Genomic DNA, 20927 nt, shown 5'->3' on the forward strand with positions numbered 1-20927 from the left:
TTTCCCATTAGTCCCCCCGATCCTGTCGGCCGTCGAACACCTGCCCACCCTATCACGATATGTATCTTACGCTACATGTCGTACGAACTACACGCACACGGGCGACCCGCGCGGTATCTGCGGCGGGACCGCAGCGGACCGGGAAGTTACTTTTCCCGGTCCGGCCACCCGCGCCGGTCGCCGATACTCACAGTCCTGCCTGCGCACCCCGCCGCTCGGCGATCACGGCGTTCACAACCTGCAGCAGCTCGTAGTTCCACCGTGCGTCGGCGAGCGCGTTGTGCACGGCGCCGGTCTGTGCGGGCTTCCTGAAGTCGCCCAACGGTTCGATGAGCTGCATCAGATCGTGCGTCCACATCGGGATCAGTGCGGGATAGTCGGCCATCGTGCCGAACAGTTGCGCCAGCACCACGTGATCGTAGGCACCGAAATAGGCCCACAGCTGGGGCAGGTCTTCACGGGCATACGTCGGGCGCCCACCACGCGAACCGGACGGGGCAACGTTGTGCAGCAGGAAGTCCCGCACTTCCTGGGCGATAATCGCCTTCGGCTTCACACATGCAGCTGACGTGTCGAGAATCGTGTCATGACGCCCGGCGTCAGGGTCTTGCTGCCAGTCGGTCTTGGTGGTCGGCAAATGCGGCACGACGTTGGCCCACAGCCAGTCTCGGCGGCGCACCCGCTCGAAGTCGCAATCAGCGTTGACTGCGTAGTACTCGCGGCCGTCCTCGCAGACGATGCCGATCGAGATCAGCTCGATGGTCCTGCCATCTTCCAGAAACTCTGTGTCGTAGCAGAAAACCGTCACCAGCGATCCTCCCGGCTGGCGCCTCCGGCGAGTGCCTGTTCCCAACGCACCGGCTCGGTCAGTTCCTCGGTGGTCATTCCGGTCACTGCCTGCAGGGCTCCCGGATAGGCCCGCTCGTAGGCAGCGTTCATCTGCGTCGCCAGCACCGGCGCGGTCAACATCCACTCGGCCACCACAGAACCGATGTACCAGATGTCACCGACAACCTCGGCCTGCAGCAGCCCCCGCGCGACAAGGCCGCGCCACAGGCCAGACAGATCACCGGCCGGACTCGGCCCGATGGGCGTGGGCAAGTTGTCGATCTGCACCCGGGCGAGCACCCATGGCAGTCCCCAGATCCTCGCCGCGTGCGACCGGTGCGTGCCGGTCACCACCTCGTAGATGGGCCCAGCGGGGCCCGGTATCAGCCGCACGAGGATCGGCTCCTTGCCGAACATCTTGTCCAACCACGTGTCGAGCCCACCGGCAGTGCCGACCGCAGCGGCTAGCCACGCAGCTACGTTCACCACTGTGTCGCGCCGCGGATTGCGATCGATGTCATTCCACGTCCTACTCTGCGAAGACACCAGCAGTTGTGGGTCCAGCCACTGCGTCAGCACAGCCCACCCCCGGCTCGAACTCCCCCGCACAGCGTGCGCCCCGATGTCCTCACCGTTGAACGCGGGCATGAAGAGTCGATGCGATTCCACCTGCGGGGCTTGCTCATTGAGCACTGCAGCCCGAGCGCGCGCGAGCTCCTCGAGCTCTGCACGCGGCACGGCGAGCTGCCGGGCAATCCCCACCAGGTCAGCCTCGATGCCGCCCGGGCGCCCTGCGCCCAGCTGGTAGACCAGCTCGGCGCGGGTGTCGGCGGCTTCGTAGTACGCCTCGCTCGTCCATCCGGCATCCCTGATTTCGCTGCTAGGGCGGGCCCGATACTGCGGCCCGCCAGCCAGCTGTACCCCTGCACGCCTGACCAGCTCAGCCATGGCTTCAGCGTCGCCGGCGACACCTGCAACCGACAGCTGGGGTCCACGCGGGGCGCGAAAGTAGCCGTCTTCGCGCCATCCCGCGTCAAGGCCAGCGATATCGCATCTACGGCCCGCCGCCTTGTCGACAATCTCGAATCGTTGCCTCAACGAGGCAGCTCGCTCCTCCGCACTCATGCTGCCGACGTATTCCCCCAGGTCCATCCATAGTTCGTCGTTGCTGCCATCGGTCATGAGCGCGGCGTGGCCTCGCGCCAGAACTGCGCAATCAGACGGCTCACCGCGTCGTTCACGTCACGCTCGCGCGTGCGGATCGCCTCCTGGTCAACTTCGCCGGCGCCACGACCCGGACCGACCCAACCGTCGAGGCCCGCACCGTTGCCGTCGTCCCACAGTCGTTCGTACTCAAATCGAAGGAAGTCGACGATGCGGGCACGAGTCATGCCGGCATCGACCGAGACGCCTCGCGCTACCAGCTTCTCGGCCAGCGCCGCCGCGCCGAGGTCGTGCTTGCCGTCAGCTTCACGAATCAACGCTGCGAGCACATCCACCTGCGCAGCGGTATCAACAGCGGTCACAGACCCGAACCCCTTTACCTGAGACGTCATCAACATCCCCCGTATCGTATCACACGCTACATGTTGCATCCGCTACGACTTCGGTGGCCGGCTCCGCAGCCCGACCGGTCTCGCTACACATCAAGCCGACGCATCAGCAGCTGGTCGAGTTCCCCACCGAAGTCCTTCGGCGGGTCAACGTCACCCTCGTACACCAGGGCTATCTGGCCTACCTCAAGGTCCGGCGAGGTGCAGTAGAAGAGGTGCCCGGCATCCTTGGCGAACACCACCAGGCGGGTGGATTCGATCCGTCGATACTTCTCACCGCGATAGCCGGTGTCGCATCCGTCCTCGTACCCGTCCATCCAGCCGGGGATCCCGCCGGGCCAGCCCCCGTATTCGGCGACGGTTTCCCAGTCTGATGGCCTCATCACCCCATAGGACTCCCAGTCCGTTGCGGTGAATCCGGCGTGGGTGTGGCGCAGGAACTTCTGCATCGGCGCAGGGAAGGAATCCCAGAACCGAGGAGCGTCACCGAAAGTGGCCGGCTCCCATGCCATCCAGCAGACGTAGCCGTCCTCGTTGCGCTCGACAAGGTAGGCCAGGACGAATCGGCGACTTTTCGGATTGTCGATCCAGAAGACGCGGACGTCGATGAGTTTTTCCTGCAGCACCTGAGCGAACCGCGGGATCATCGTCAGAAAGTCTGGGTGCCAGTGCGCCAGTGCAGTCCGGCGGCGTTGCTCTGCGCTCAGACCATTGAGCACCCCCCGCCAGCGCTCCGGAACCTCAGCGGCCCGGGCAGAATCTAGTGTGATCAACTCCGCTCTGCCCCTGAAGGTCAGCTCGCCGGCCACACGGTCCAAGTCGATCTCCACGCGTCTCATCCTCCAAGGGCTGCGGCCGCGGCTGTTGAGGGGTTTCAGATGGCCGCGACCGGCTTGAGCACACACGCGGCCCGCTCTGCGCTCCAGTCGATCAGACCTACACGGCGGGGATGCCGAGCGACGTTTCTGCGGCCCGGCTGATGACCTCGGCCAGGGTCGCTGGCTTGGCGTCGTTTGCGGGCACCCAGGGCGGGCCGGCGGTCCAAGACGTGCGCAGGTATGCCCATCCGCCGTCTGCCCGTTTGAGGAACCGCAGGCCGAGACCACTGTCGTCGATGTCGTAGGGCGCGAACTGCTCCATGGCGCGCAGGAATCCTGGCGCCAACGTGGCCCGGGTGCGTTCGAGGAGATCTCCGATCAGCGCGACTTCAAAGTCCAGTGGTTCGATCCCGTTGTCCAACACGGTTCCTCCCACGACGATGCCGGCGACGTATGGCCATCGGGTGTGCGAGGCGGACAGAAAGGGGACGCGACGGTTCGTGGCGAAAGCCGTCTGCATTGGGCTGATGCCTTCGCCGGCCCAGGTGTGTCGCTCATACTCGTCAAACATTGCCATTCCCTTCACAAGCCGTAGCCAACGGTCGCTCGGCAGCCGCAGATGCTCGGCGACCGGGCTGCGCCAGAGCAGCAGGACCACCACTGGACCAGCCGATCTGCGCTCACCCCACCATCCCTGCCGCCACCAAACTGCGCAGGTAGCGACGACGAAACATCCGCTGCGCCACCAATAGCGCAGGAAACATCAGCCGCCACCAGCCCGCCGGCGCGGCCCTGGTCAGTGACCGCAACGTCAAGAACACGGTCCCGCCGACGTCGCGATGCACGATGAATGCCTCCTCACCCGACACCGGATGCCCGGCCAGGGTGCCGTAGGCAAAACCACACCGGTCCGGACCGTCGACGACAGCCACCACCTGGACCGGCTCACGCACCACGAACGGCCCCCATCCGATCGAAATCCGATAGTCGGCCCCAACCTCGGCATCAGCATCCGGAGAGATCTGGAACCCGCTGCGCCGCTTCACGCCCCACCGCAGCACCTCCCCCGACGCAAACGCCCACATCGCCTCGCCGTGGCCGATCGCCACGGTGCGCTGGAATCGACGGAACCCGTGCGGTGTGACCGTCCAGGCATCACTGCCGGGGGTCGTGGCGCCGATGCCGCTGTAGGTCAGATCGCGTCTCCCGTTCATCCTTCGCCGTGCCCAGGCAGCCCAATCCGAATCAGAATCTCAGGGTTGTCCTGGGCGAGGACCGCGGTGCGCGAGGATTCGTGCCAGCCAGTCAGAAGGTCCGAACAGTCCAGCGGCGGGATGAACACATCGCGCAGCGCACCGTCGCGCTCCTCCTCAGAACGCCGCGACTCGCTTACTTCGATGGTCACACCGTGCGGGTCACCGTCGCCGACCGCCGCGTCAGAAGTGCGATGCGCACCTCTCTGTTGCAGTGTCAGAATCGCCGGCCCCCCAGCTTCGAAGCTGTTGTGGTGGGCCCAGTTCACGATCCCGGGCAGCTCCGGGCTGACCCAGGAGTCGTAGAACACGATGGTGGGTTCCTCGAACAGTGCGGTGACCGTGACCGTCGGGGGAGCTTGCCTATTCACCTTGAGGACGGCGTCCGCGTTGGCCGAATCCTCTTCGATGGTGAGCTCGGTGAGCTCATCACGCGCACGAAGCAGTCCCGCCACATACTTGACCGCTTTCGGGTCCGCCTTCGCGGCCGCGTTCGATAGGTCAGCTTGTCTTAGGAAGGACGGGCTGCTTGCCAGCCAGTTGGGCCGGGCGAGCAGGGGGCCATCGTGGCGAGCGGCAAGAGTGCTCAACGCGCTCAACCCATCTGATGTGCCTTCCTCGTGCTCTCCGGTGCGGCGGTGAAGCGCCACGATAGAGCAGATCCACACCAACGTGGCCGCTGTGGCGGTGTCCTGGTCGAGATCGCCGTGGGTTTTGCGCACGCGACCGTACTGGAGCATCTCGACGAAGTTGCGCGCCGCCTGCAGGGTCGAGACCAATGGAATGGGGTCAATCACCACCTGCTGAACCTCGGAATGTGCCCGCACGCCGATGGCCTTGGTCGTGGAGAACACTCGCCCGCCGGAATTCGCCCACCGGGCAGCAAGTTTCAGTAGTTCGTGGGGAGCGTCGTTCGCGGCTCGGATATCGACAAGCACCAGATGGCGGTGCTGCTCCAAGATGCTGACTACCGCGGACGTCGGCAGCATTGAGAGGGTGTTGTTGGGAAGGCCAACAGGCCTGCCGTCGTCTGCGAATCCACAGATCGGAGCGAACGGCGCCTTCGCACCGCGCGCTGCAGCTTCCGGGGTGACCTCAATCGGGCTGAAGTCGATGAGCGCCCGGCAGTTCCCAGCCCGAAATTCGAATGCTTGATCCAGGCTCCGGAGTTGAGCAAGAGTGAGGTCGATGTCGGCGCCAGCTTCGATCTTGCCGAGCAGGTGACGTTCCGGGCCTCCGCTTTGCATGACGTTGTCCTGCGTCCAAAAGCGATCTTCGCGGTGGCTCTTGATGTACGAACCGAATTCGGGGGTGTTTTTCACCATGATCGGGACGCTACCGCCAACTTCCATCAACACTGCTTGCCGCGTCCTGCTTGGTTTGGGCTGGTATTTCTGGTGGTTGAGGAGCGTTTACCTGACCATTTCACCGACGTCCTTCGACGGACGCCTGACCGTTGACGGTCGGGCGGAAGCCGATCCCGTCGTGCGTGGCTGGCGGAGCTGGCCGCGGTCAGTCCGGCCGGTTCTGTTGCTCGATGTATTGCTTGAACTGGCTCAAAGGCACCTCATCGCGCCGGCTACGCCAGCAGCACTCCAGCGCATGTGCGCAAGTATCTGCGGGACACACATTTCTGGGCACCCCGCCATCCCTGCACCCACGGCGGCCGGACGCTTTCCTGAAAGCACCGCAGCCCCCCCAACGGCAAGAACACTCACACCGCGCCGGGGCCGGCGATGCCACCCTCGCTCACCAGGCCCGATGACAGTGCCCCGGACGCAGTCTTACTGCCCACCAATCGATTTGCCGCGAGCCTGGGTTGCGCACCGATCCCTTGTTACGGTGGCGCATCCACAGTCCTTGGGGGGAAGTAACAATGCGCGCAATCCACGTCGCGGCCGCTGCCGCGCTCCTGGTAGCTGGCTGCTCCACTTCACCAGCCACCACCACCGACCGGCCAGCCGAGCTGTCCCGGGAGCAGGCCATCGCGTTGGCGCGTGGCATTGATCCCTGCGCATTGGTAGACCGCGACGCGCTGCTCTCACTGGGCGCCCGTACCGGGATCGGCACCGCAGACCAGTCAACGACGTGCGAAGCCACCATCGAAGCCACCTCGGTCCGGTGGTCGATCATCCTTCGCCCCAACGACTTCTACACATCGCCGCAGGGTTCTGTCGAACAGCTCGATGGTGCCGCGGTCCGCAAGGCCGACGCCGCTGCCGCCCTTCCCGCAGCCCAACAGTATCTGCTCGTCAAGAGCAGCTGCACCTACACCGCTGCGCTGGACAACTCGCTGGCCGTGCGCATGTCGATCACCGCGGACCGAGATCGCAACGCCTGCGAAGACGGCCAGCCCTTGATCAACAGCGTGGTGACCAACTGGGCCAAACATCCCCGCCAGGGCACCTCGCCCAACACTGTGGTCACTGCCCTGACCACAGCCACACCCTGCGCGGCAGTGGAGCAGCTCCGCCAGTCGCACACCGTGTCCTTCGATTGGGCCAAGCAGGATCTCAACACCTGCACCTTCGCCGTCGACGGCGTCGATGTCCAACTCGGCTTTGACTACAGCAACCCGACCGCCTTGGCCGCTCAAACGGCACGGTTCGGTGACCACGACGGCCACATCGACACCTCGCAGGCCACGACGACGGCCCAGGTCGTCGTCGGCAACCAGTTCACCGGCATCACCAACACCAAGAGTTCCACCCTGGTCCCGACCGTCACAGTCGCCGGCAACCACGCTCCGATCGTGGCCCAGGTGATGACGGCGGCGCTGGGGCAGATCCCCCGCTAGCCAGCCAATCCGCGCGAGTTCCTGGGGCGCAAACCGCAGGATCCAGGCACAATAGGCACCATGCCCGGGATCGCCCCAGCCGTCGACGCCACTCGCTTCGCGCTCATCTCCGAGATTTTGCCGGCAGCAGTGCGCGAGCTTCTGATTGCCAGCGACAAGGACACCGCTGACAAAGCCAACCTCATCCAGGCGGCCGCGGTCGTCAACTGGATGACGTTCCAGGCATCGAGGACCACCATCTCGTTCACCGGCCTTGACGAACGGGTCGCAGCCATCTTCAACGGTCTGCCCAAGCCGGAGCAGCCCCACGTTGTCGCCGCTGAGAATGAGATGACAGCCAACCCTCGCCCGCCTATGCCGTCAGCGTTCGTCGAAATTCACGACCTGTCAGCCACCCGCGACAGCCTGCAACAGGCTGAACAGATCCTCGGGTGGTCGTCTTGCGCGGCTGCCGAAGCGCTACTCACCCACATCCGCACGCTGCGCCGCCTGATGAGCATCTGACCGACCGGCAGATACGCCTACCCAGGAGCGCACCGGCTCACCTACCCGGTTTTGTCGATGACGCTCCAGAATCGCCGCATCCGCCCAGCGAACACGTTCTTGGTCATCCCCAAGCGCTCAGCAAGCTCACCAAGACTCAATTCCGGATGGGCACACCGCAACTGCGCACACTGACGCAGCTCCTCACTCAGACCTTTGTACTGGTTGAGGTCGCCCAGTTGGGCGATGCGGCGCGCGTCGAGGGATGCGGCCAGGCGCGCGCGTGCCGCGTTGTGGGCTGAATCCGGCGGGGCCTGCACGCAGCCCGGCGCCGTGGTGCGCTGGCCGGTCAGAATCCAGAACTTGGCGATGCGCTGTTGCAGCATCTCTGCGGAGATCCCGATCGAGGCCGCGATGTCGGCGTGAGACCGGTTGCTGTCGGTTATCAGCCGTTCTGCGACCTTTCGGTATTTGGGCGCCAGGTTGCGGGTGGCCAGGTCACCGAGGGCAGCGATCCTGGTTGCCTCCAGAACCGGCGCGCCTGCGGCCTGCTCGCCGGCATGGCGCCGATCGCGGGCGACCTGTGCGAGCAGCCGGTCAGCATCGTTGATGTCGGCCCATGCCGCGGACGCCTTGAGCACCGCTCCGTAGGCCCTGGCGGTCCCGCTCAGCCCCAATTGCATGAGCGCGGCGGCCGCGGCCGCCGGCGGGATACTGATCGCATTCGCCTGGACGTCATGCGGTACACCGATCCGCTCCAGCGCGCCGGCCAGCGCCGGGATCGCGGGGTCGGCAGCCAGAACCACCAACCCCGAGGAGGTGAGGAACCCCCCGGCGGCGATCGCACCACGAACCAGCCCGCGATCTGCGCAGGCGCCCTCCAGTTCGAAATGCCAACCATTCCCACTGAATGTGACGCGGGCCCGGGCCAAGGTGGGCTCAGCGACGACTAGACGTGTGATTGCCCCGGCACGCTGCGGTGGGCGCAGGTTCACTCCGGCCAATCTCGCCATGGCGCGGTGGGTCCATGCGGCCACAGGCTGGTCGGTGAACGCGAATTCTAGGATCGGCGTGGCGTGAAAGCGTGGCGTGAATGCGACGACGCCGGCGAGCTGTGAGGGGTCGGCGGCGCAGGCACACACCTCGGCGACCAACGAGCGGCGGGCCTGCTCGTATCGCAGCGATAGCCGCTGCACTGGACCGGCATCGCGGGCCGCGCCCGGGTGCCGACGTTGCTGATTGCCCGCTGCAAGCTTGTGGACCGCTCCCACCCGTTACCTCTTTCCTGTCGCGGTCTCGATTCTTATCCGACGCTAGCCGTGGAGGGGCTCACGACGACCAGAAATTCTGGGTCCTCCCACCAGTCGTAGGTTTCACCGTCTTCGAGGTACCACCGCACGGCGACCAGACCGCTGTCCGCGTAGGCCGGGCCGGCATCCCCGCCGGCCCACAGGTCGATCCTGGTGTTGGGGTGCAGCCCCTGCACGGCTGGGCTTTCGGGTATCGCTTCGCCGAAGATGGTGTTGTCGCTGGTATTCACAACGATGTCTCCGATGTTGACGGTGCTCATGGTGACGACTTCCTTTCCTGCCGTGACGATTACGGCGTTTGCAGGTGCGTAGTTCTGGCGGTGCCGCGTGAGCGTCGAAGCGAACGCTGAGTTGCTTCCACTTCGCTCTCCGCGCATTAACAATGTAGCTCACGCTACATGTATTGCATGCTACCTTCCGTCGCGCGTGTCGGGTTCCCCTTCAAGTGCCCCGCCGCGTTTCCGCCGGCCCAACTAGCGCCACGTCCGGCGCAGGGCTTCCAACCTTTCGGCATCAACACACGGCTCCGTCTACACCCTGGCTCACCTGGGGCGATGACAGTGCCCCCCGCATCCGCGGACGTACGGACGGCCAGCAAGTGAGCAGCGGGTCGCCAGACACCTGTTTGGCATTCACGGATATCCCGGGGCGGACGTGGCCAGTTCGCTGCAGATCCGCCGCGTCATCGACATCGGCAGAGGCGCACCTACTGTCGGTGACGCTGTCTACGCATCTGCCGATACGCAGTACGCACCATTCGATGCGCAGCGCGTTACGCTGCGCGGTATGGAGAATCTGCTTGAGCTGATCAACCGGATCCTGAATGAACGCGGCGAGACAGTGACGGCGTTCGCCAGCCGCATCGGCGTGAACCGACTCACCGTGACTCGATGGAAGGTAAGCCTGCCCGCCCCGCAGACACTGCGTCGCATCGCAGACGCCCTCGACATCCCGTACTCCCACGTCGTGATGGCCGCGTTGGCATCAGCCGGCTATGCCACCTGCCCTGCCGACCTGCTCGCCGGCCAGCAGGTGCACATCATCACCCGCAGCGGCGGCCCGTATGACGAACCTACCGACGTCGCCGTTGCCGCGGCGTTCGCCGACCCGGCGCGCGCGAGCGAGTACCTGCATGTGGCCAGTGCCATCACGCCTGACGCGGATATCGACGCATCCGTCGTTTCCATCGACGGCACCGAAATACCCGCCACAGTACGCGTTTTCACCACGATATGGTCGAGCCGAACCGACCAGATACACCAGGCCGTAGCCCTGTGCGGATCACGGCCCGCACGCCTGCAGGACCGTGACGTGACCGATGTTCAGGCCACCGCCCTCGCCGACTCCGAGCAGGCTTTCTCTTTGCAGGTCGACAGCCTCACCCCCGACGCGGGCCGCGCAGCGCTCATGATCGCGATCGCCATGTTGCGAAAGCAGGGCCGTCTGCTGCCCCCGGGTGTCGATCCCTACCATGGCCTCACCGACTCGATGACATACGCGCTACAAGCCAACGGCTCTGCGCCACAACCGCCCCGGCGGGCCAACGCAACCTCTGGAGGCTCTGTGCTGCAGACAGTCCCATCAACATTCGCCGCCGCACGAAGCCGCGACAGGGACGCGGCGGCCTCTGGTCAGCGAGACACATCAGCGGCCTGGCCGGCGATCCGGCAGTTCTTCGTCGAGCTGCCTGGGTAGCGGCTCGAGTTTCATTTCATCGGTGACGCGACGCGATCGCACACCAGCAGCGCCACACTGGCGGCGAGCACGCTCAGCGGCGGCCCCAGCAGCACCGGATACCAGGCGGTGAACACCACCACCGGCATGATGGCCAACCCGCACCAGGCTGCGGCGCTGCCAACCAGCAGCCCGACGGCGTTGCCGCTGCGGCGAAGCGCCCTAGCTGTTCTTCACGGGTAGGTTGTGAACGCGTAGGCGCTCGATTGGTGTCATTCCGCCGATGCCGGTGTGGGGTCGGTGGTGATTGTAGTGATGCAGCCAGTGCTGGTAGGTTCCGGCGCGTTCGGCCTCAGAGCGGTAGGTCTGCGCATAGGCCCATTCGGTGGTCAGGGTGCGGTTGAATCGCTCGACTTTGCCGTTGGTCTGTGGCCGGTAGGGCCGGGTCCTCTTGTGGGTGATGTCGGGGCCGAGCGCTTCAGCGAAATTCTTTGACCGGTAACAGGATCCATTGTCGGTCAACACTCGTTTGACGGTGATGCCGTGGTCGGCGAAGAACGCGTTGGCGCGTTTCCAGAATCCCGCGGCGGTTTCTTTGCGTTCGTCGGTGAGGTCCTCGGAGTAGGCCAGCCGGGAGTGGTCATCAACGGCGTGGTGCAAGAACGTGTATCCCATGCCGCAGCGGTTGCGCCGGCCGGCTTGGCGACCCAGCTTGCGATGGCCGCCCCCGTCGGGGATGCGGCCCAGTTTCTTGACGTCGACATGGACCAAGTCGCCGGGAGCCGGGTGCTCATAGCGGCGGGGTTTGGGCCGGCGTACCGGTAACCCGGTGTTTTGGTCCAGGTGCCGCAGCAATGGCATCCGGTAGCGGCGCAGCACCGCCTCAACGGTCGAGCGTGGCAGGTGCAGGTAAGCGGCGATGCGATGTGGGCCCCAGCGCCGGGTGAAGCGCAGGTTGACGATGCGCCGCTCACGTCGTTTCGGCAACCGCAACGGACTGCGATGCGGCCGGCTGGGCCGGTCTACCATCGCTGCTTCGCCACCGTCGCGATAACGGTCGGCCCATTTCTTGGCTGTGGCCACCGAACATTGGAACCGCTCAGCCGCGCGCCGCAAACTCCAGCCCTGATCAACAACCGCCTGCGCAAGCCGCAACCGCCCACGAGGAGTCAACGAAGCATTAGCGTGGACCATGAGGACCTCTCGGTAATCGGATGTGCGTGTTTGGTAACCACACCGATACCGGAGGTCCTCACCTACTTCCGCTCACCACGCCGTTCACAACCTGTCTGGGAGTTACACCTAGCCACCGCCTCCAGCTGCAGGATCGGGATCCCCCCAAACCCAGCGCACGACACTGCAAGTAGCGCAGTGCGCCAGTGGGTCCACCAATGCTCCCCGAAGAGCACGACCGATATCAGCCCGAGCAACGTCACCGCGGTGGCACCGCTCACCACGACGCCGACCATGCCCGCGACCGCGGCGATCGTTTCGTACCGCTCTCGCCACGCCCAGGGCGCTGCGGTACCCGACCTCGCCGCGGGGTCAAGGCGCCCCGTCACTGTGTCAGGGTTGCGCATCGTGGCGGCGAGGGAATCCGATGCCGCGGGTGACCAATTGCGCGATCGACTCCAGCGCTGTTTCTCTCTCTTCGGGTGCAGCGGAGCGCAATTGGGCCGCTTGGTCGTTGACCCCGGCCAGATCGGCAACGATTCGCCGGCGACGAGCCATACCCTCCGACGAGGCCGGTCCAGTCCGTGGTCTGAAGAATCCCTTCAACTCTGCTGACGAGGCCAGCTCAGCGATCGGGCGGACCTTGCCGGTCACGTCCATCACTTCGCCGCGGCCAACCGCCAGAACGCTTCGTCCACCAAGGATCCCGATGTCGCCCGGCTGCACGTCGTGAAGCGCGACCGGCTCGGGTGGCGATTGCGGGATCGCCGAACGGTCGGCGAACTGCAGCGGGTCGATCGAATGAGTCGGCGCGCCAAGGTCGGCCGCACCTGGGTCCTCAGACAGCGACGCGCTGAACTGACCCCACTGCGAGCCGTGCTCGGGCAGGTCCTGGGCGTACGGGGCGGCCTGGGCACTGTCTGGGATGGACCCCGCGATGGCGTGGCCGTCATCCAGCGACGACGCGATGGAGCTGGCCGCCTCCGCAGGATCAGGCGCGGTGTCGGGCTTCGGGGCGGGGCCCAGGAGTGAGGAGCCGAGGGCTGTCATCTGCGATGTGTCGAATGGGGCGACACTGGCTTGTAGCCCCCGTGCCCATTCAGTCAATCCGCTGAGGCGGCCATCACTGACCTCTACTTCGGGTGGCAGCAGGCGTCCCTCGCTGCGCATAGTCGCCACGGCCGCCTGCATCGCGCGCAGTCCGACCTCGTAATCGAGGCTGTCCACCCGAAGGCTGTAGAACTCGCCGGTCCCGCCGAGCTCCCTGCCTTCGATGTCGGTGACGATCCGGTCTTGCAGGCGGGTCGGTACATCGGCGTAGAGCATCGGGCTGCCGCCGTCGTCGATCTGATCGGTGCGGTGCGACCAGGTGAAGGTGAAGACCCGCACCGCTTCCGGCGGCGCGAGCGTGTCGATCGCGAGCGGCTCGTATTCGAACTCTGCACCATCAGTGACCGCGTTCGAGATCTCGGCGAAGCTCTGCGCCCGCTGCGGATCGGTGAAGGCCGCAGCGGGCATGAAGTCGCCTCGGTCGTAGGGGGTTCCGTCGCAGCGGGCCACGACGTGCACGACCTGGTTGGCCAACACATCGGCCGGAGTGGCGATGTAGTCGGCTGAGTGCAGTGCCGAGGTGAGCACGGTCGAGTACGGCAGATCCAAGGCCTCAGCGACCGTACGCAGCGTCGCCGGTGCCGGCAGGCTCTTATTCCAGCCACTCACCGTTTGCCTGGTGGTGCCGATCCGCCCGGCGAACGCTGTCATGGTTTCCCCCCGCTCGCCCAGCCGGCGGGTGATGAGTTCGGGCAGCTTCTCCATGCCCGCCACACTACCAACCGTTGACAACATTTTCTTTACGTGCGGATGTTTTTTCTTTACACCCGCCATTTTGGTGTCGCCATTCGTGATCCGGCCGGCGCGGCGTAGGGCAGTGCCCCTACGGCGCCACCCTCGGCGGGAGCAGTAGTTTCGCGTTGCTTTGTCTGGCGGCCTTGTAGGCCCACACGATGCCGAGAATCCACGCCAGAGGCCACGCAAGCCACGCCCAACCCTCCGTAAAGAACCCGACGAACAGCAGTAGCGTGTTCACGCCGAATACCACCAGCGCACCGCGGAACGTCGCGTACACCATCCCCAGTGGCCCGAACAGCGCCGCCAGCACTGCCGCGGCTCCGGGATTCTTGACCGGTGCCGCGCCGCTGTACTTGGCCACCTGGACTGTCGGTTGCGACGGCTGAGTTGGATACGGGCACAGCCCAGCCCCGCGCTTCGGAATGTAGCCGGGTGGAGGGTTGAGCGCCGGCTGCAGCAACGGAGGCTTCGACGGCTGCGGTGGCGTCGGGGTGGCCGTCGAATAGTTCTCATCGGCCTGACTCATCTACGCCCCCTGTGATGTTGCCGAACTGAGGCTACCGCCCAGACCAGGCGCGAACTGGGGTTGCGCAGCACCGAAGCAGTCGCGAGCAATCATCGTCTCTCGCTTATGGTTGCGCTATGAATCGCGGCCGCGTTGGCGGAGCATGCCAGGCAGATACGCGCGTGAGGGCTCATCGGTGAGCGCGCCACCGCCCCCGCCCCCGCCCAGATCGGACCCTCCTCCCAGCGGTTATCCACCGCACCCGGGTCCGCTCGGGTATCGCGGCGCGGCGAGCCCATGGCCGCAGCCCGCGCAGATACCCAAGCGGCGGGGCAACAGCTGGAAGTGGGCGCTGGGTGCAGTGGCGTTGATTGTCGTCGTCGCGACAACGGCCGCCGTCACATTGGCGGTGGCTGACAGAGAAAATGGGGGCCAATCATCACCGACTGGGGCTCCCCCATTGTCGAGGGATGCGGTCGGTTCGGGTATCGCCAGCGCCACCGACACCAGGCCCGCAACGGTCATCACCGAGGACCGCTCCTGCGCGATGCAACGGCCCATCTTGGATCTGTTCTCGACGCAGACGGCCAACGGTTGGGAGAAACGCGATCCGGCCGTACCGGCCACAGCGTGGACCCCGCAGATGCGTACCCAATATGAGCAGGCCGCTGCGGCGATGCGCAGCGCCGCCGAGCAATTGATGCCTGCCGCCAAGTTGACCCCGCACCGGGTGATGCGCGAACTCTACGAACAGTTCATCGCCTATGCCCGCTCATACGCCGACAGTGTGCCGACCTATACCGCGACAGCCGACAACTTCGCCCTGGTCGCCAACTCCGCGGCCGATGCCATCGGCTATATCTGTGCATCGATCAGCACCGGATCGGCCGATGCCCGAGGCCCGCTCATCGCACCGCGCGACGCCCCATCTCCACTGCCCTCTGTCGCAGCCCTCAACGATCCACGCCGATTCCTCGTCGAGCCCAATCCCATTTGCGCGGAATGGGACACCCTCGTTACCGACTACTCCAGCGCGTCGGCAGCCTGGCGGGCCACCGATTCTCGCATCCCTGCCAGCCGGTGGACTCCAGAACAAAGAGCGGTCAACCACGCAGTCGTGCCTGTTATGGAGCGATTCGCCGATCAGGCTCACGAATTGGGCCAGCGCAGCAACAACCCGACGTTCCAAGACTTCGCGGATCTGGGGGCTCAGTATCGGGCCGCGGTCGCGCTAGCTCTTCCCACCTACACGCAGGCCGACGACTATCTCGCGTCAGTGGCAGCTCGGCTTTCGGGGCTGATCAGCGCAGCATGTTGGGCTCTGGCATGACAACGGACAGCGTGCCCGCAGACCGGATGAGAACAGTTGCGGCGGGGCGAGACCGGCTGCGCGACACCGCTATCACTGACCGGGTTCCTGAACCGACGGTGGCGACATGACACGCGCATACGCCGCCGTTGGCGCGGTAGCGGTTCTGGCCGTCGCAATCCTGGCGGGTTGCCGGGTGGTCAACAAGATCGACACCGACCCGTTGGAAAGCACGATCAGCGCGCTTCCTGGTGTGACGGAGGCCTGGGTCAGTTTCGATGACCATGAATTGGACTCGATCACCACGCTCAACGCGCAGATGGCCCGGGCTGAAATTCGACAGATCAGCGACGTCGTCCAAGCTGTTGCCGATGCCCGCACCAACGGTTCGGCCGACTACTTGCAGCGACTGCGGATCACTGTCAGCGACTCTCCGACAGTCACGATCTTGCGGGACGCTTCGGCGATCGACCCGGCCGAGGTTGTGGCCGATACGCAACGCTTGCGTGCCTTCGCCACCACTGTGGCCGCCACTTCCCCTCAGACGCAGATCGATTCGGATCCCGACAAGCAGCTGACGGTACGAACCTTGACGACGCCCATTCCCGAGACACTGGTGGCCGCGCGGAATGGGTTGGCCGACAGCGCAACCAGAGTTGTTCTACTTCCCGCTGACACGAATGCACCGGACTGGAGTGTGACACTGCCGCTGCCACCTGCTCAGCAGCACCGCATCGAGCAGCAGATAGCGACACTTCCAGCACAACTGGACTCGATCGACGTCCAGGACTCCACGATCACTGCCCTTCGCGTCCTGGTCGACGGCCCGACCGCCCGGCGGGATCTCGCAGAGGTCATCAGCATCGTGGGCGCGGGCCCGGAAAACCCGGTCTGGCTGACTTGGCACATCGAGCCTCGCGACGACCTCACTCAGCAATACGACGGATCCGTCGACGTCGGCGGATGCAGTTACCCCGATTCCCGACTGGAGCAACACCCAGACAAGTACCTGTCCGCTGAGGAGATTGACCTGCAGAACGGTCTTCGCCACCGATTCGACACCTGCCCCCGGTGAGGTTCCGGCCTGCTCGCAGCTCGCGGCCGGCACTGGACGCGTAGAACTACTGTGCCGAACGCCCCCAGTCATCCCCCATGATGATCAGCATGCAGGGCCTTTATGCGCTCAAACCGTGGTACACCCGTCGACTGGGCGCCGTCGTCAACATCGCCGTGGTCCGTGGCATCTCCCCAGACACCTTCACCGTCGTGGGAATGCTCGGTGCGATCGGCGCCGCGGCCGCCACCGCGTACGGCTGGTGGCCGGCAGTCGCGGTACTGCTGGCTATACGCCTGGCCGGGGCGAACCTCGATGGTGCGGTGGCCCGGGCCCGCGGGGTTTCTCGGCCGTGGGGTTTCGTGCTCAATGAGGTCGGCGACCGGGCTTCCGACCTGGTGATGTTCGCTGGGCTGGCGCTGTGGGCCGCTCGCACCGGAGGGTCGGTCATCTGGGTGCTGGTGGCCGCACTAGCCGCGACGTTGCCAACGTTCGCCTCACTGGCGGCCACCGGAGCTGGCGCGACGCGACGCAACGGCGGACCGTTCGGCAAGACCGAGCGCTGCCTGGCGGTCGTGGTTGCCACCGCGGGGCCGGCGATTCTCGTCTGGGTCTGCGTGGTTGTGGTGGCCGGGTCTGCGCTGACAATGCTCACCCGGCTTGCCGGCGCTCATCGCGAGTTGGCCGCCTGATGCTCGTCGACGAATACCTGCGGCTACTGCACTGGGACCGCAACATGTCGCTGTCCATCGACTGGGGCCCGCTGCATTTGCATGCCGTGGGCCGGTCGGTGTTCTACCTCTGGGTCACACTCGGCATCCTCGCGCTGGCCGGAGTCGCCGTATTCGCTTCCCGCAAGCGCGAATTGATCCAGAAGTGGACCACCTGGGTCTTGATCCTGCCGGTGGTGGGCATCCCGATCTGGCTGGGCCGCGGCCCCACCGCGCTGCTGGCCGCCGTGCTGGCTGTCATCGCCGTCACCGAATACGCCCGGCTGGTCAAGCTCAATCGCGTCGACACCACCGTCCTGCTCACGCTGGCCGTGGCGTATCCGCTGATCGCCTGGGTGCATCCATCCTGGTTGGGCCTGGCCGCGATCGGCGTCCTGCTGTGCGCGCTACCGGCGGTGCTCGACGGCGATGTGATCGACGGGTCGCGCCGTGCGGCGTTCACCGGCTTCGGGTCGGTGTGGATCTGCTGGTCACTGGCGCACCTGGTGATGTTGTGGGAGAACGCATTCCTGGTCTGCTTTGCCGCCGCGGCCACCGATGTCGCCGCCTGGTGCGGGGGCAAAGGCCTGCGCCGCTTCGCATGGGCCCGCTATCCTCTGTCCCCGTTGAGTCCCAACAAGACCGTCGGTGGGCTCGTCGGCGCCGTACTGGGCGCGTTCCTGGTACTGACCTTGTTGGGCACCATCTCGGCGGGCCTGCTGATCGCGGTGGCCTTCGGCGGGGCGCTCGGAGACCTCCTCGAGTCGATGGTCAAACGCCAGGCCAACGTCAAAGACGCCGGTGATTGGCTGCCCGGATTTGGCGGACTGCTGGACCGCATCGACTCCCTGCTGCTCGTCTTGCCCCTGGCCTACCTGCTCTCATGAGCATCGGACCCCGGATCCGCCACCACCTGTGGCGCACCGTGTGCAGCCTGTCGGGCGGTCTCACCGTGACCGGCCACTGGCGGCATCGAGGCGGCTGCATCGTGGTGGCCAACCACGGCTCCCACGCCGACACCGCCGCCCTGCTGGCCGCACTGCCGCCCAGCGCCGCACCTGTGTTCGCCGCGGCCGCCGACTACTGGTTCGACGTCCCTGTGCGCCGCTTCCTCATCACTACCCTTGCCGCCGGTCTGCCGGTGCGCCGCACCACCGGCAGCACCTACGCGGCGTTGCTCGATGCCGTGCGGCCCGCACTGGCCGCCGGCCGCGCGGTAGTCGTCTTTCCGGAAGGAACCCGCAGCAACAACGGGGAGGTTGCGGATTTCCGCTCAGGCGCACTGCATCTGGCCCGCGACTGCAACGTCCCCGTGGTTCCGGTGGCGCTGCTCGGAACCCGCGAGGTCCTGCCGAAAAACGGGAAGTACCAGCCAGGCCCGATGGAAGTGCGCATCGGTGACCCGGTCGATCCCGACACGATCGATGCTCCCGCGCTGCGCGACCGTGTGGTCACGTCGCGCGACAGCGCTCCCACCCGGGTCCGCACATCGCGGATCTGGTCAGCGGTGGCTCGCATTGTCGATCCGCGCTTGAGCGTGCTGATTGCCTTCCTGTGGGGTTTCGCCGAGGCCTTGAGCTGGCCGATCATCGCCGAAATGGCCCTGATCACCGTTGCCGCCGCCGTACCCCGCCGCGTCATGCCCTGGGCGCTGGCACTGACCTTCGGGTCGACCCTGGGCATCATCACCACAGCCTGGCTGGCTGCCCGAGGCATCCTGCTACCGGCACCGTGGACCACCGCCCGCATGGCCGCCACCGCCTACGACCAACTCGCCGCAGGCCCGCCCGCCATGCTCAACCAGGCCCTCTCCGGGATCCCGAGCAAGGTGTACGCCCGGGCCGCCGGCCAACACCACATCGACTTGTGGGCGCTGGCGGGCTGGACGCTGCTGGAACGTGGTCTACGCATTTGTGTGTGGGGCCTGGGCATCTGGTGGTTGGCCCGCCTACTGCATCCTTGGCTGCGTCGCCTCTATGGCAGCTATCTCGCCGTGATCGCCCTCGGATTCACAATCGCCATCACCGCCATCGTCACTGCCTGGTCCTGACCTCAGGCAGCCCGAGGCCTCACGTGCAGCGTGCCTGCGTCCGTGGCGGGCGACCGGTTCGTTGACCGGGTCGCGCTCAGGAGGGGTCCGGTGGGGCGTGCAGATCAGTGCGCGTCCCCTGGCCGGGGCGGGGAGCGTTGGCGATCGTTTCGGGTAGCCAGCCGTATTTCGGACGGCGGCGTTTATCCAGGCCGGTCACTGCGTCGGGTTCAGGCAGTCTGCGGTCGTGGTGGTATCGGCGAACAGTTCCCTGTTCGATGCCCCACTCGTCGGCAATGTCTGCCAGGTCCATGTACTCCTGCACAGCCCAACATTACAACGCCATGTTGCACTATGCAACGCGGCGTTGTACTGTCGCGCACATGACCACCGCGGCCACCCACGCCGATGAGCCCCTGCTGGCATATCGCCACGACAGCCAGGGCAATCCCACGGCTTCCGCAGGAACCTCCACACAGGTCAGGAGCTGAGGAATGTTCGGATTCGAGATTGCCGTTGCGATCGCGGGGATACTGGCCGGATCCATCGTGTTCGCAGGCTGCCTGGCGGGCGTGGGCTATGACACGCAACGAGAGATCACACCGCGACTGTTCATCGTCAGCATTCTGATAGTGATCATTTCGGTGGCGTTCCTTGGGGTGCAACATCTGACCTGAGGCAGTCCCCAGACGCCAAACTCCAGCAATTGAAAGGCAACTGACATGACCGACAACAACGCCGGCACACCCGACATCACCGATCCGAACGACATCGCGATGCTCAAGGCCATCAGCGGCGCCACATTCGGCCCCGACTCGACCGTCACACTTCCTTCGGGTCGCGTACTCACCCCTCAACAGGTTCGAGAACTGACAGCCGACAGTTAGCGGCACCCGAGTTGTACCGGGCAGGCGCGGATCGTTTCACTGCCGCGCGGAAGGCCCCGCCGCGTTCACAGCGGCGGGCCAGCCCAGCCCTGGACCCACCGTTCACAGAGGAGCCCCCCGGGGGGGTGGACGACCTGACATCAGCCGGAACGGCTTCGCGGCGATCGCCAGGCTGCGGGCTCCCCCGTTGCCCAACGCCACGAAACCACCAAGCTGCTCAGCCAGTAGCGTGTGCGACCGCCGCGGACGTTGAATCCCCTTGACACTCGGGCCATTACGCATGCCGATGGCTGACCCAACGCGAATTTGCAACACCAGGTTGCATATGCAACGTCACGTTGTATAGTTGTGGCATGACGTTCCCCGACGACGCACTCCCCTCGGCCGGCGCCCACGCGAACCACCTCGCCACACCCGCACACCATCAGGCAAACGCCCTGGACGAAGCGAGCGCCGAACAACACGGACGTGACGATCGCAACGCCGGCCGCCCAGGTTTCCCTTTCGCGAACGAGGCGATCCGGGCGGAATGCGAAGGCGCCGCCGTGGGCACCAAGACTCACCTCCTGCAGGCATACAGCCGCGGCTGGCACCAAGAAAACAGCCGCATCGCTGAGCAGGAACTGATCGACCAAGGCTTCTACGGCGGACTCGGACAAACCCAGAAGTCACACCCGCAGACGGACGCCTAGGAGC

General features: G+C 65.6%; 25 protein-coding genes. 11 read left to right on the forward strand and 14 right to left on the reverse strand.

Translation table 11 applies throughout. The features are described 5' to 3' along the window. Positions 1-187: 187 nt before the first annotated feature. The 7 genes from ACNQVK_RS00550 to ACNQVK_RS00580 all read right to left on the reverse strand — a co-directional run bounded on the left by ACNQVK_RS00550 (position 188) and on the right by ACNQVK_RS00580 (position 5777). Positions 188-808 (reverse strand): 3'-5' exoribonuclease domain-containing protein, encoded by a 621-nt coding sequence (locus ACNQVK_RS00550; protein WP_418028149.1) that lies wholly within the window; start codon positions 806-808, stop codon positions 188-190. Then, on the reverse strand, positions 805-2010 hold the full coding sequence (locus ACNQVK_RS00555; protein ID WP_418028150.1) for a hypothetical protein: 1206 nt from the start codon (positions 2008-2010) through the stop codon (positions 805-807). Before ACNQVK_RS00555 ends, ACNQVK_RS00550 begins: the two co-directional genes overlap by 4 nt. After that, positions 2007-2354 (reverse strand): hypothetical protein, encoded by a 348-nt coding sequence (locus ACNQVK_RS00560; RefSeq protein ID WP_418028151.1) that lies wholly within the window; start codon positions 2352-2354, stop codon positions 2007-2009. Before ACNQVK_RS00560 ends, ACNQVK_RS00555 begins: the two co-directional genes overlap by 4 nt. Before the next feature lie 113 nt (positions 2355-2467). Then, a complete protein-coding gene (locus ACNQVK_RS00565) occupies positions 2468-3211 on the reverse strand; it encodes a hypothetical protein (protein WP_418028152.1) in 744 nt (247 codons plus the stop codon). 106 nt (positions 3212-3317) lie between these two features. Further along, entirely contained in the window at positions 3318-3770 is a 453-nt protein-coding gene (locus ACNQVK_RS00570) for a hypothetical protein (RefSeq protein WP_418028153.1), read from the reverse strand. A 109-nt stretch (positions 3771-3879) separates the two neighbouring features. Continuing rightward, positions 3880-4413, reverse strand: a complete 534-nt coding sequence (locus tag ACNQVK_RS00575) for a DUF1990 family protein (protein WP_418028154.1) — start codon at positions 4411-4413, stop codon at positions 3880-3882. Further along, complete coding sequence (locus ACNQVK_RS00580) at positions 4410-5777, reverse strand: hypothetical protein (RefSeq protein WP_418028155.1); 1368 nt, start codon at positions 5775-5777, stop codon at positions 4410-4412. The genes ACNQVK_RS00575 and ACNQVK_RS00580 overlap by 4 nt, the downstream gene beginning before the upstream one ends. Before the next feature lie 551 nt (positions 5778-6328). Here ACNQVK_RS00580 and ACNQVK_RS00585 point away from each other — a divergent pair. Beyond that, positions 6329-7249: a hypothetical protein gene (locus ACNQVK_RS00585; RefSeq protein ID WP_418028156.1), complete on the forward strand. Its 921-nt coding sequence runs from the start codon at positions 6329-6331 to the stop codon at positions 7247-7249. A 60-nt stretch (positions 7250-7309) separates the two neighbouring features. After that, complete coding sequence (locus ACNQVK_RS00590; protein ID WP_418028157.1) at positions 7310-7753, forward strand: hypothetical protein; 444 nt, start codon at positions 7310-7312, stop codon at positions 7751-7753. Positions 7754-7794: 41 nt separating this feature from the next. On the opposite strand, the gene ACNQVK_RS00595 is transcribed toward ACNQVK_RS00590, so the two are convergent. Together ACNQVK_RS00595 and ACNQVK_RS00600 are read right to left on the reverse strand one after the other, a co-directional pair. Next, positions 7795-9003 carry a helix-turn-helix domain-containing protein gene (locus ACNQVK_RS00595; RefSeq protein ID WP_418028158.1) on the reverse strand — a complete coding sequence of 403 codons (1209 nt, stop codon included), beginning with the start codon at positions 9001-9003 and terminating at the stop codon, positions 7795-7797. Between the two features lie 32 nt (positions 9004-9035). Continuing rightward, positions 9036-9302, reverse strand: a complete 267-nt coding sequence (locus ACNQVK_RS00600) for a hypothetical protein (RefSeq protein WP_418028159.1) — start codon at positions 9300-9302, stop codon at positions 9036-9038. A 526-nt stretch (positions 9303-9828) separates the two neighbouring features. Here ACNQVK_RS00600 and ACNQVK_RS00605 point away from each other — a divergent pair. Then, the gene (locus ACNQVK_RS00605) at positions 9829-10737 is read left to right on the forward strand and encodes a helix-turn-helix domain-containing protein (RefSeq protein WP_418028160.1); all 909 of its coding nucleotides are present in this window, start codon (positions 9829-9831) and stop codon (positions 10735-10737) included. A gap of 11 nt (positions 10738-10748) precedes the next feature. Here ACNQVK_RS00605 and ACNQVK_RS00610 read toward each other — a convergent pair whose 3' ends face one another. The 4 genes from ACNQVK_RS00610 to ACNQVK_RS00625 all read right to left on the reverse strand — a co-directional run bounded on the left by ACNQVK_RS00610 (position 10749) and on the right by ACNQVK_RS00625 (position 14263). After that, positions 10749-10874 carry a hypothetical protein gene (locus tag ACNQVK_RS00610; protein ID WP_418028161.1) on the reverse strand — a complete coding sequence of 42 codons (126 nt, stop codon included), beginning with the start codon at positions 10872-10874 and terminating at the stop codon, positions 10749-10751. A 64-nt stretch (positions 10875-10938) separates the two neighbouring features. Next, positions 10939-11910 (reverse strand): IS481 family transposase, encoded by a 972-nt coding sequence (locus tag ACNQVK_RS00615; RefSeq protein ID WP_047328137.1) that lies wholly within the window; start codon positions 11908-11910, stop codon positions 10939-10941. A gap of 372 nt (positions 11911-12282) precedes the next feature. Next, positions 12283-13704 carry a helix-turn-helix domain-containing protein gene (locus ACNQVK_RS00620; protein WP_418028162.1) on the reverse strand — a complete coding sequence of 474 codons (1422 nt, stop codon included), beginning with the start codon at positions 13702-13704 and terminating at the stop codon, positions 12283-12285. 118 nt (positions 13705-13822) lie between these two features. After that, positions 13823-14263, reverse strand: coding sequence for a hypothetical protein (locus ACNQVK_RS00625; protein ID WP_418028163.1), 441 nt, complete (start codon positions 14261-14263; stop codon positions 13823-13825). Between the two features lie 439 nt (positions 14264-14702). Between ACNQVK_RS00625 and ACNQVK_RS00630 the strand changes: the two genes are divergently transcribed. The 5 genes from ACNQVK_RS00630 to ACNQVK_RS00650 all read left to right on the forward strand — a co-directional run bounded on the left by ACNQVK_RS00630 (position 14703) and on the right by ACNQVK_RS00650 (position 19365). Continuing rightward, complete coding sequence (locus ACNQVK_RS00630) at positions 14703-15572, forward strand: hypothetical protein (RefSeq protein ID WP_418028164.1); 870 nt, start codon at positions 14703-14705, stop codon at positions 15570-15572. Positions 15573-15678: 106 nt separating this feature from the next. Beyond that, a complete protein-coding gene (locus ACNQVK_RS00635; protein ID WP_418028165.1) occupies positions 15679-16626 on the forward strand; it encodes a hypothetical protein in 948 nt (315 codons plus the stop codon). 89 nt (positions 16627-16715) lie between these two features. Continuing rightward, positions 16716-17297 carry a CDP-alcohol phosphatidyltransferase family protein gene (locus ACNQVK_RS00640; protein WP_418028166.1) on the forward strand — a complete coding sequence of 194 codons (582 nt, stop codon included), beginning with the start codon at positions 16716-16718 and terminating at the stop codon, positions 17295-17297. Beyond that, positions 17297-18202: a phosphatidate cytidylyltransferase gene (locus ACNQVK_RS00645; RefSeq protein ID WP_418028167.1), complete on the forward strand. Its 906-nt coding sequence runs from the start codon at positions 17297-17299 to the stop codon at positions 18200-18202. The genes ACNQVK_RS00640 and ACNQVK_RS00645 overlap by 1 nt, the downstream gene beginning before the upstream one ends. Beyond that, a complete protein-coding gene (locus ACNQVK_RS00650) occupies positions 18199-19365 on the forward strand; it encodes a 1-acyl-sn-glycerol-3-phosphate acyltransferase (protein ID WP_418028168.1) in 1167 nt (388 codons plus the stop codon). The genes ACNQVK_RS00645 and ACNQVK_RS00650 overlap by 4 nt, the downstream gene beginning before the upstream one ends. A 76-nt stretch (positions 19366-19441) precedes the next feature. Here the strand turns inward: ACNQVK_RS00650 and ACNQVK_RS00655 are convergent, their stop codons facing one another. Beyond that, positions 19442-19669, reverse strand: coding sequence for a hypothetical protein (locus ACNQVK_RS00655; protein WP_418028169.1), 228 nt, complete (start codon positions 19667-19669; stop codon positions 19442-19444). A gap of 169 nt (positions 19670-19838) precedes the next feature. On the opposite strand from ACNQVK_RS00655, the gene ACNQVK_RS00660 reads away from it, so the two are divergent. The 3 genes from ACNQVK_RS00660 to ACNQVK_RS00670 all read left to right on the forward strand — a co-directional run bounded on the left by ACNQVK_RS00660 (position 19839) and on the right by ACNQVK_RS00670 (position 20923). Next, entirely contained in the window at positions 19839-20021 is a 183-nt protein-coding gene (locus ACNQVK_RS00660; RefSeq protein ID WP_418028170.1) for a hypothetical protein, read from the forward strand. 45 nt (positions 20022-20066) lie between these two features. Next, positions 20067-20231, forward strand: coding sequence for a hypothetical protein (locus tag ACNQVK_RS00665; protein ID WP_418028171.1), 165 nt, complete (start codon positions 20067-20069; stop codon positions 20229-20231). Positions 20232-20584: 353 nt separating this feature from the next. Further along, a complete protein-coding gene (locus ACNQVK_RS00670; RefSeq protein WP_418028172.1) occupies positions 20585-20923 on the forward strand; it encodes a hypothetical protein in 339 nt (112 codons plus the stop codon). Positions 20924-20927: the final 4 nt, after the last annotated feature.

This window comes from Mycobacterium sp. 134 (assembly GCF_048282715.1).
GTDB lineage: Bacteria > Actinomycetota > Actinomycetes > Mycobacteriales > Mycobacteriaceae > Mycobacterium > Mycobacterium septicum.

Bases quoted from the DNA above. Each gene is read 5' to 3' on its own strand.
- ACNQVK_RS00555 (WP_418028150.1), bottom strand. From the start codon at position 2,010: ATGACCGATGGCAGCAACGACGAACTATGGATGGACCTGGGGGAATAC.
- ACNQVK_RS00570 (WP_418028153.1), bottom strand. From the start codon at position 3,770: ATGTTTGACGAGTATGAGCGACACACCTGGGCCGGCGAAGGCATCAGC.
- ACNQVK_RS00575 (WP_418028154.1), bottom strand. From the start codon at position 4,413: ATGAACGGGAGACGCGATCTGACCTACAGCGGCATCGGCGCCACGACC.
- ACNQVK_RS00580 (WP_418028155.1), bottom strand. From the start codon at position 5,777: ATGGTGAAAAACACCCCCGAATTCGGTTCGTACATCAAGAGCCACCGC.
- ACNQVK_RS00585 (WP_418028156.1), top strand. From the start codon at position 6,329: ATGCGCGCAATCCACGTCGCGGCCGCTGCCGCGCTCCTGGTAGCTGGC.
- ACNQVK_RS00590 (WP_418028157.1), top strand. From the start codon at position 7,310: ATGCCCGGGATCGCCCCAGCCGTCGACGCCACTCGCTTCGCGCTCATC.
- ACNQVK_RS00600 (WP_418028159.1), bottom strand. From the start codon at position 9,302: ATGAGCACCGTCAACATCGGAGACATCGTTGTGAATACCAGCGACAAC.
- ACNQVK_RS00605 (WP_418028160.1), top strand. From the start codon at position 9,829: ATGGAGAATCTGCTTGAGCTGATCAACCGGATCCTGAATGAACGCGGC.
- ACNQVK_RS00615 (WP_047328137.1), bottom strand. From the start codon at position 11,910: ATGGTCCACGCTAATGCTTCGTTGACTCCTCGTGGGCGGTTGCGGCTT.
- ACNQVK_RS00620 (WP_418028162.1), bottom strand. From the start codon at position 13,704: ATGGAGAAGCTGCCCGAACTCATCACCCGCCGGCTGGGCGAGCGGGGG.
- ACNQVK_RS00625 (WP_418028163.1), bottom strand. From the start codon at position 14,263: ATGAGTCAGGCCGATGAGAACTATTCGACGGCCACCCCGACGCCACCG.
- ACNQVK_RS00635 (WP_418028165.1), top strand. From the start codon at position 15,679: ATGACACGCGCATACGCCGCCGTTGGCGCGGTAGCGGTTCTGGCCGTC.
- ACNQVK_RS00640 (WP_418028166.1), top strand. From the start codon at position 16,716: ATGCAGGGCCTTTATGCGCTCAAACCGTGGTACACCCGTCGACTGGGC.
- ACNQVK_RS00645 (WP_418028167.1), top strand. From the start codon at position 17,297: ATGCTCGTCGACGAATACCTGCGGCTACTGCACTGGGACCGCAACATG.
- ACNQVK_RS00650 (WP_418028168.1), top strand. From the start codon at position 18,199: ATGAGCATCGGACCCCGGATCCGCCACCACCTGTGGCGCACCGTGTGC.
- ACNQVK_RS00660 (WP_418028170.1), top strand. From the start codon at position 19,839: ATGTTCGGATTCGAGATTGCCGTTGCGATCGCGGGGATACTGGCCGGA.
- ACNQVK_RS00665 (WP_418028171.1), top strand. From the start codon at position 20,067: ATGACCGACAACAACGCCGGCACACCCGACATCACCGATCCGAACGAC.
- ACNQVK_RS00670 (WP_418028172.1), top strand. From the start codon at position 20,585: ATGACGTTCCCCGACGACGCACTCCCCTCGGCCGGCGCCCACGCGAAC.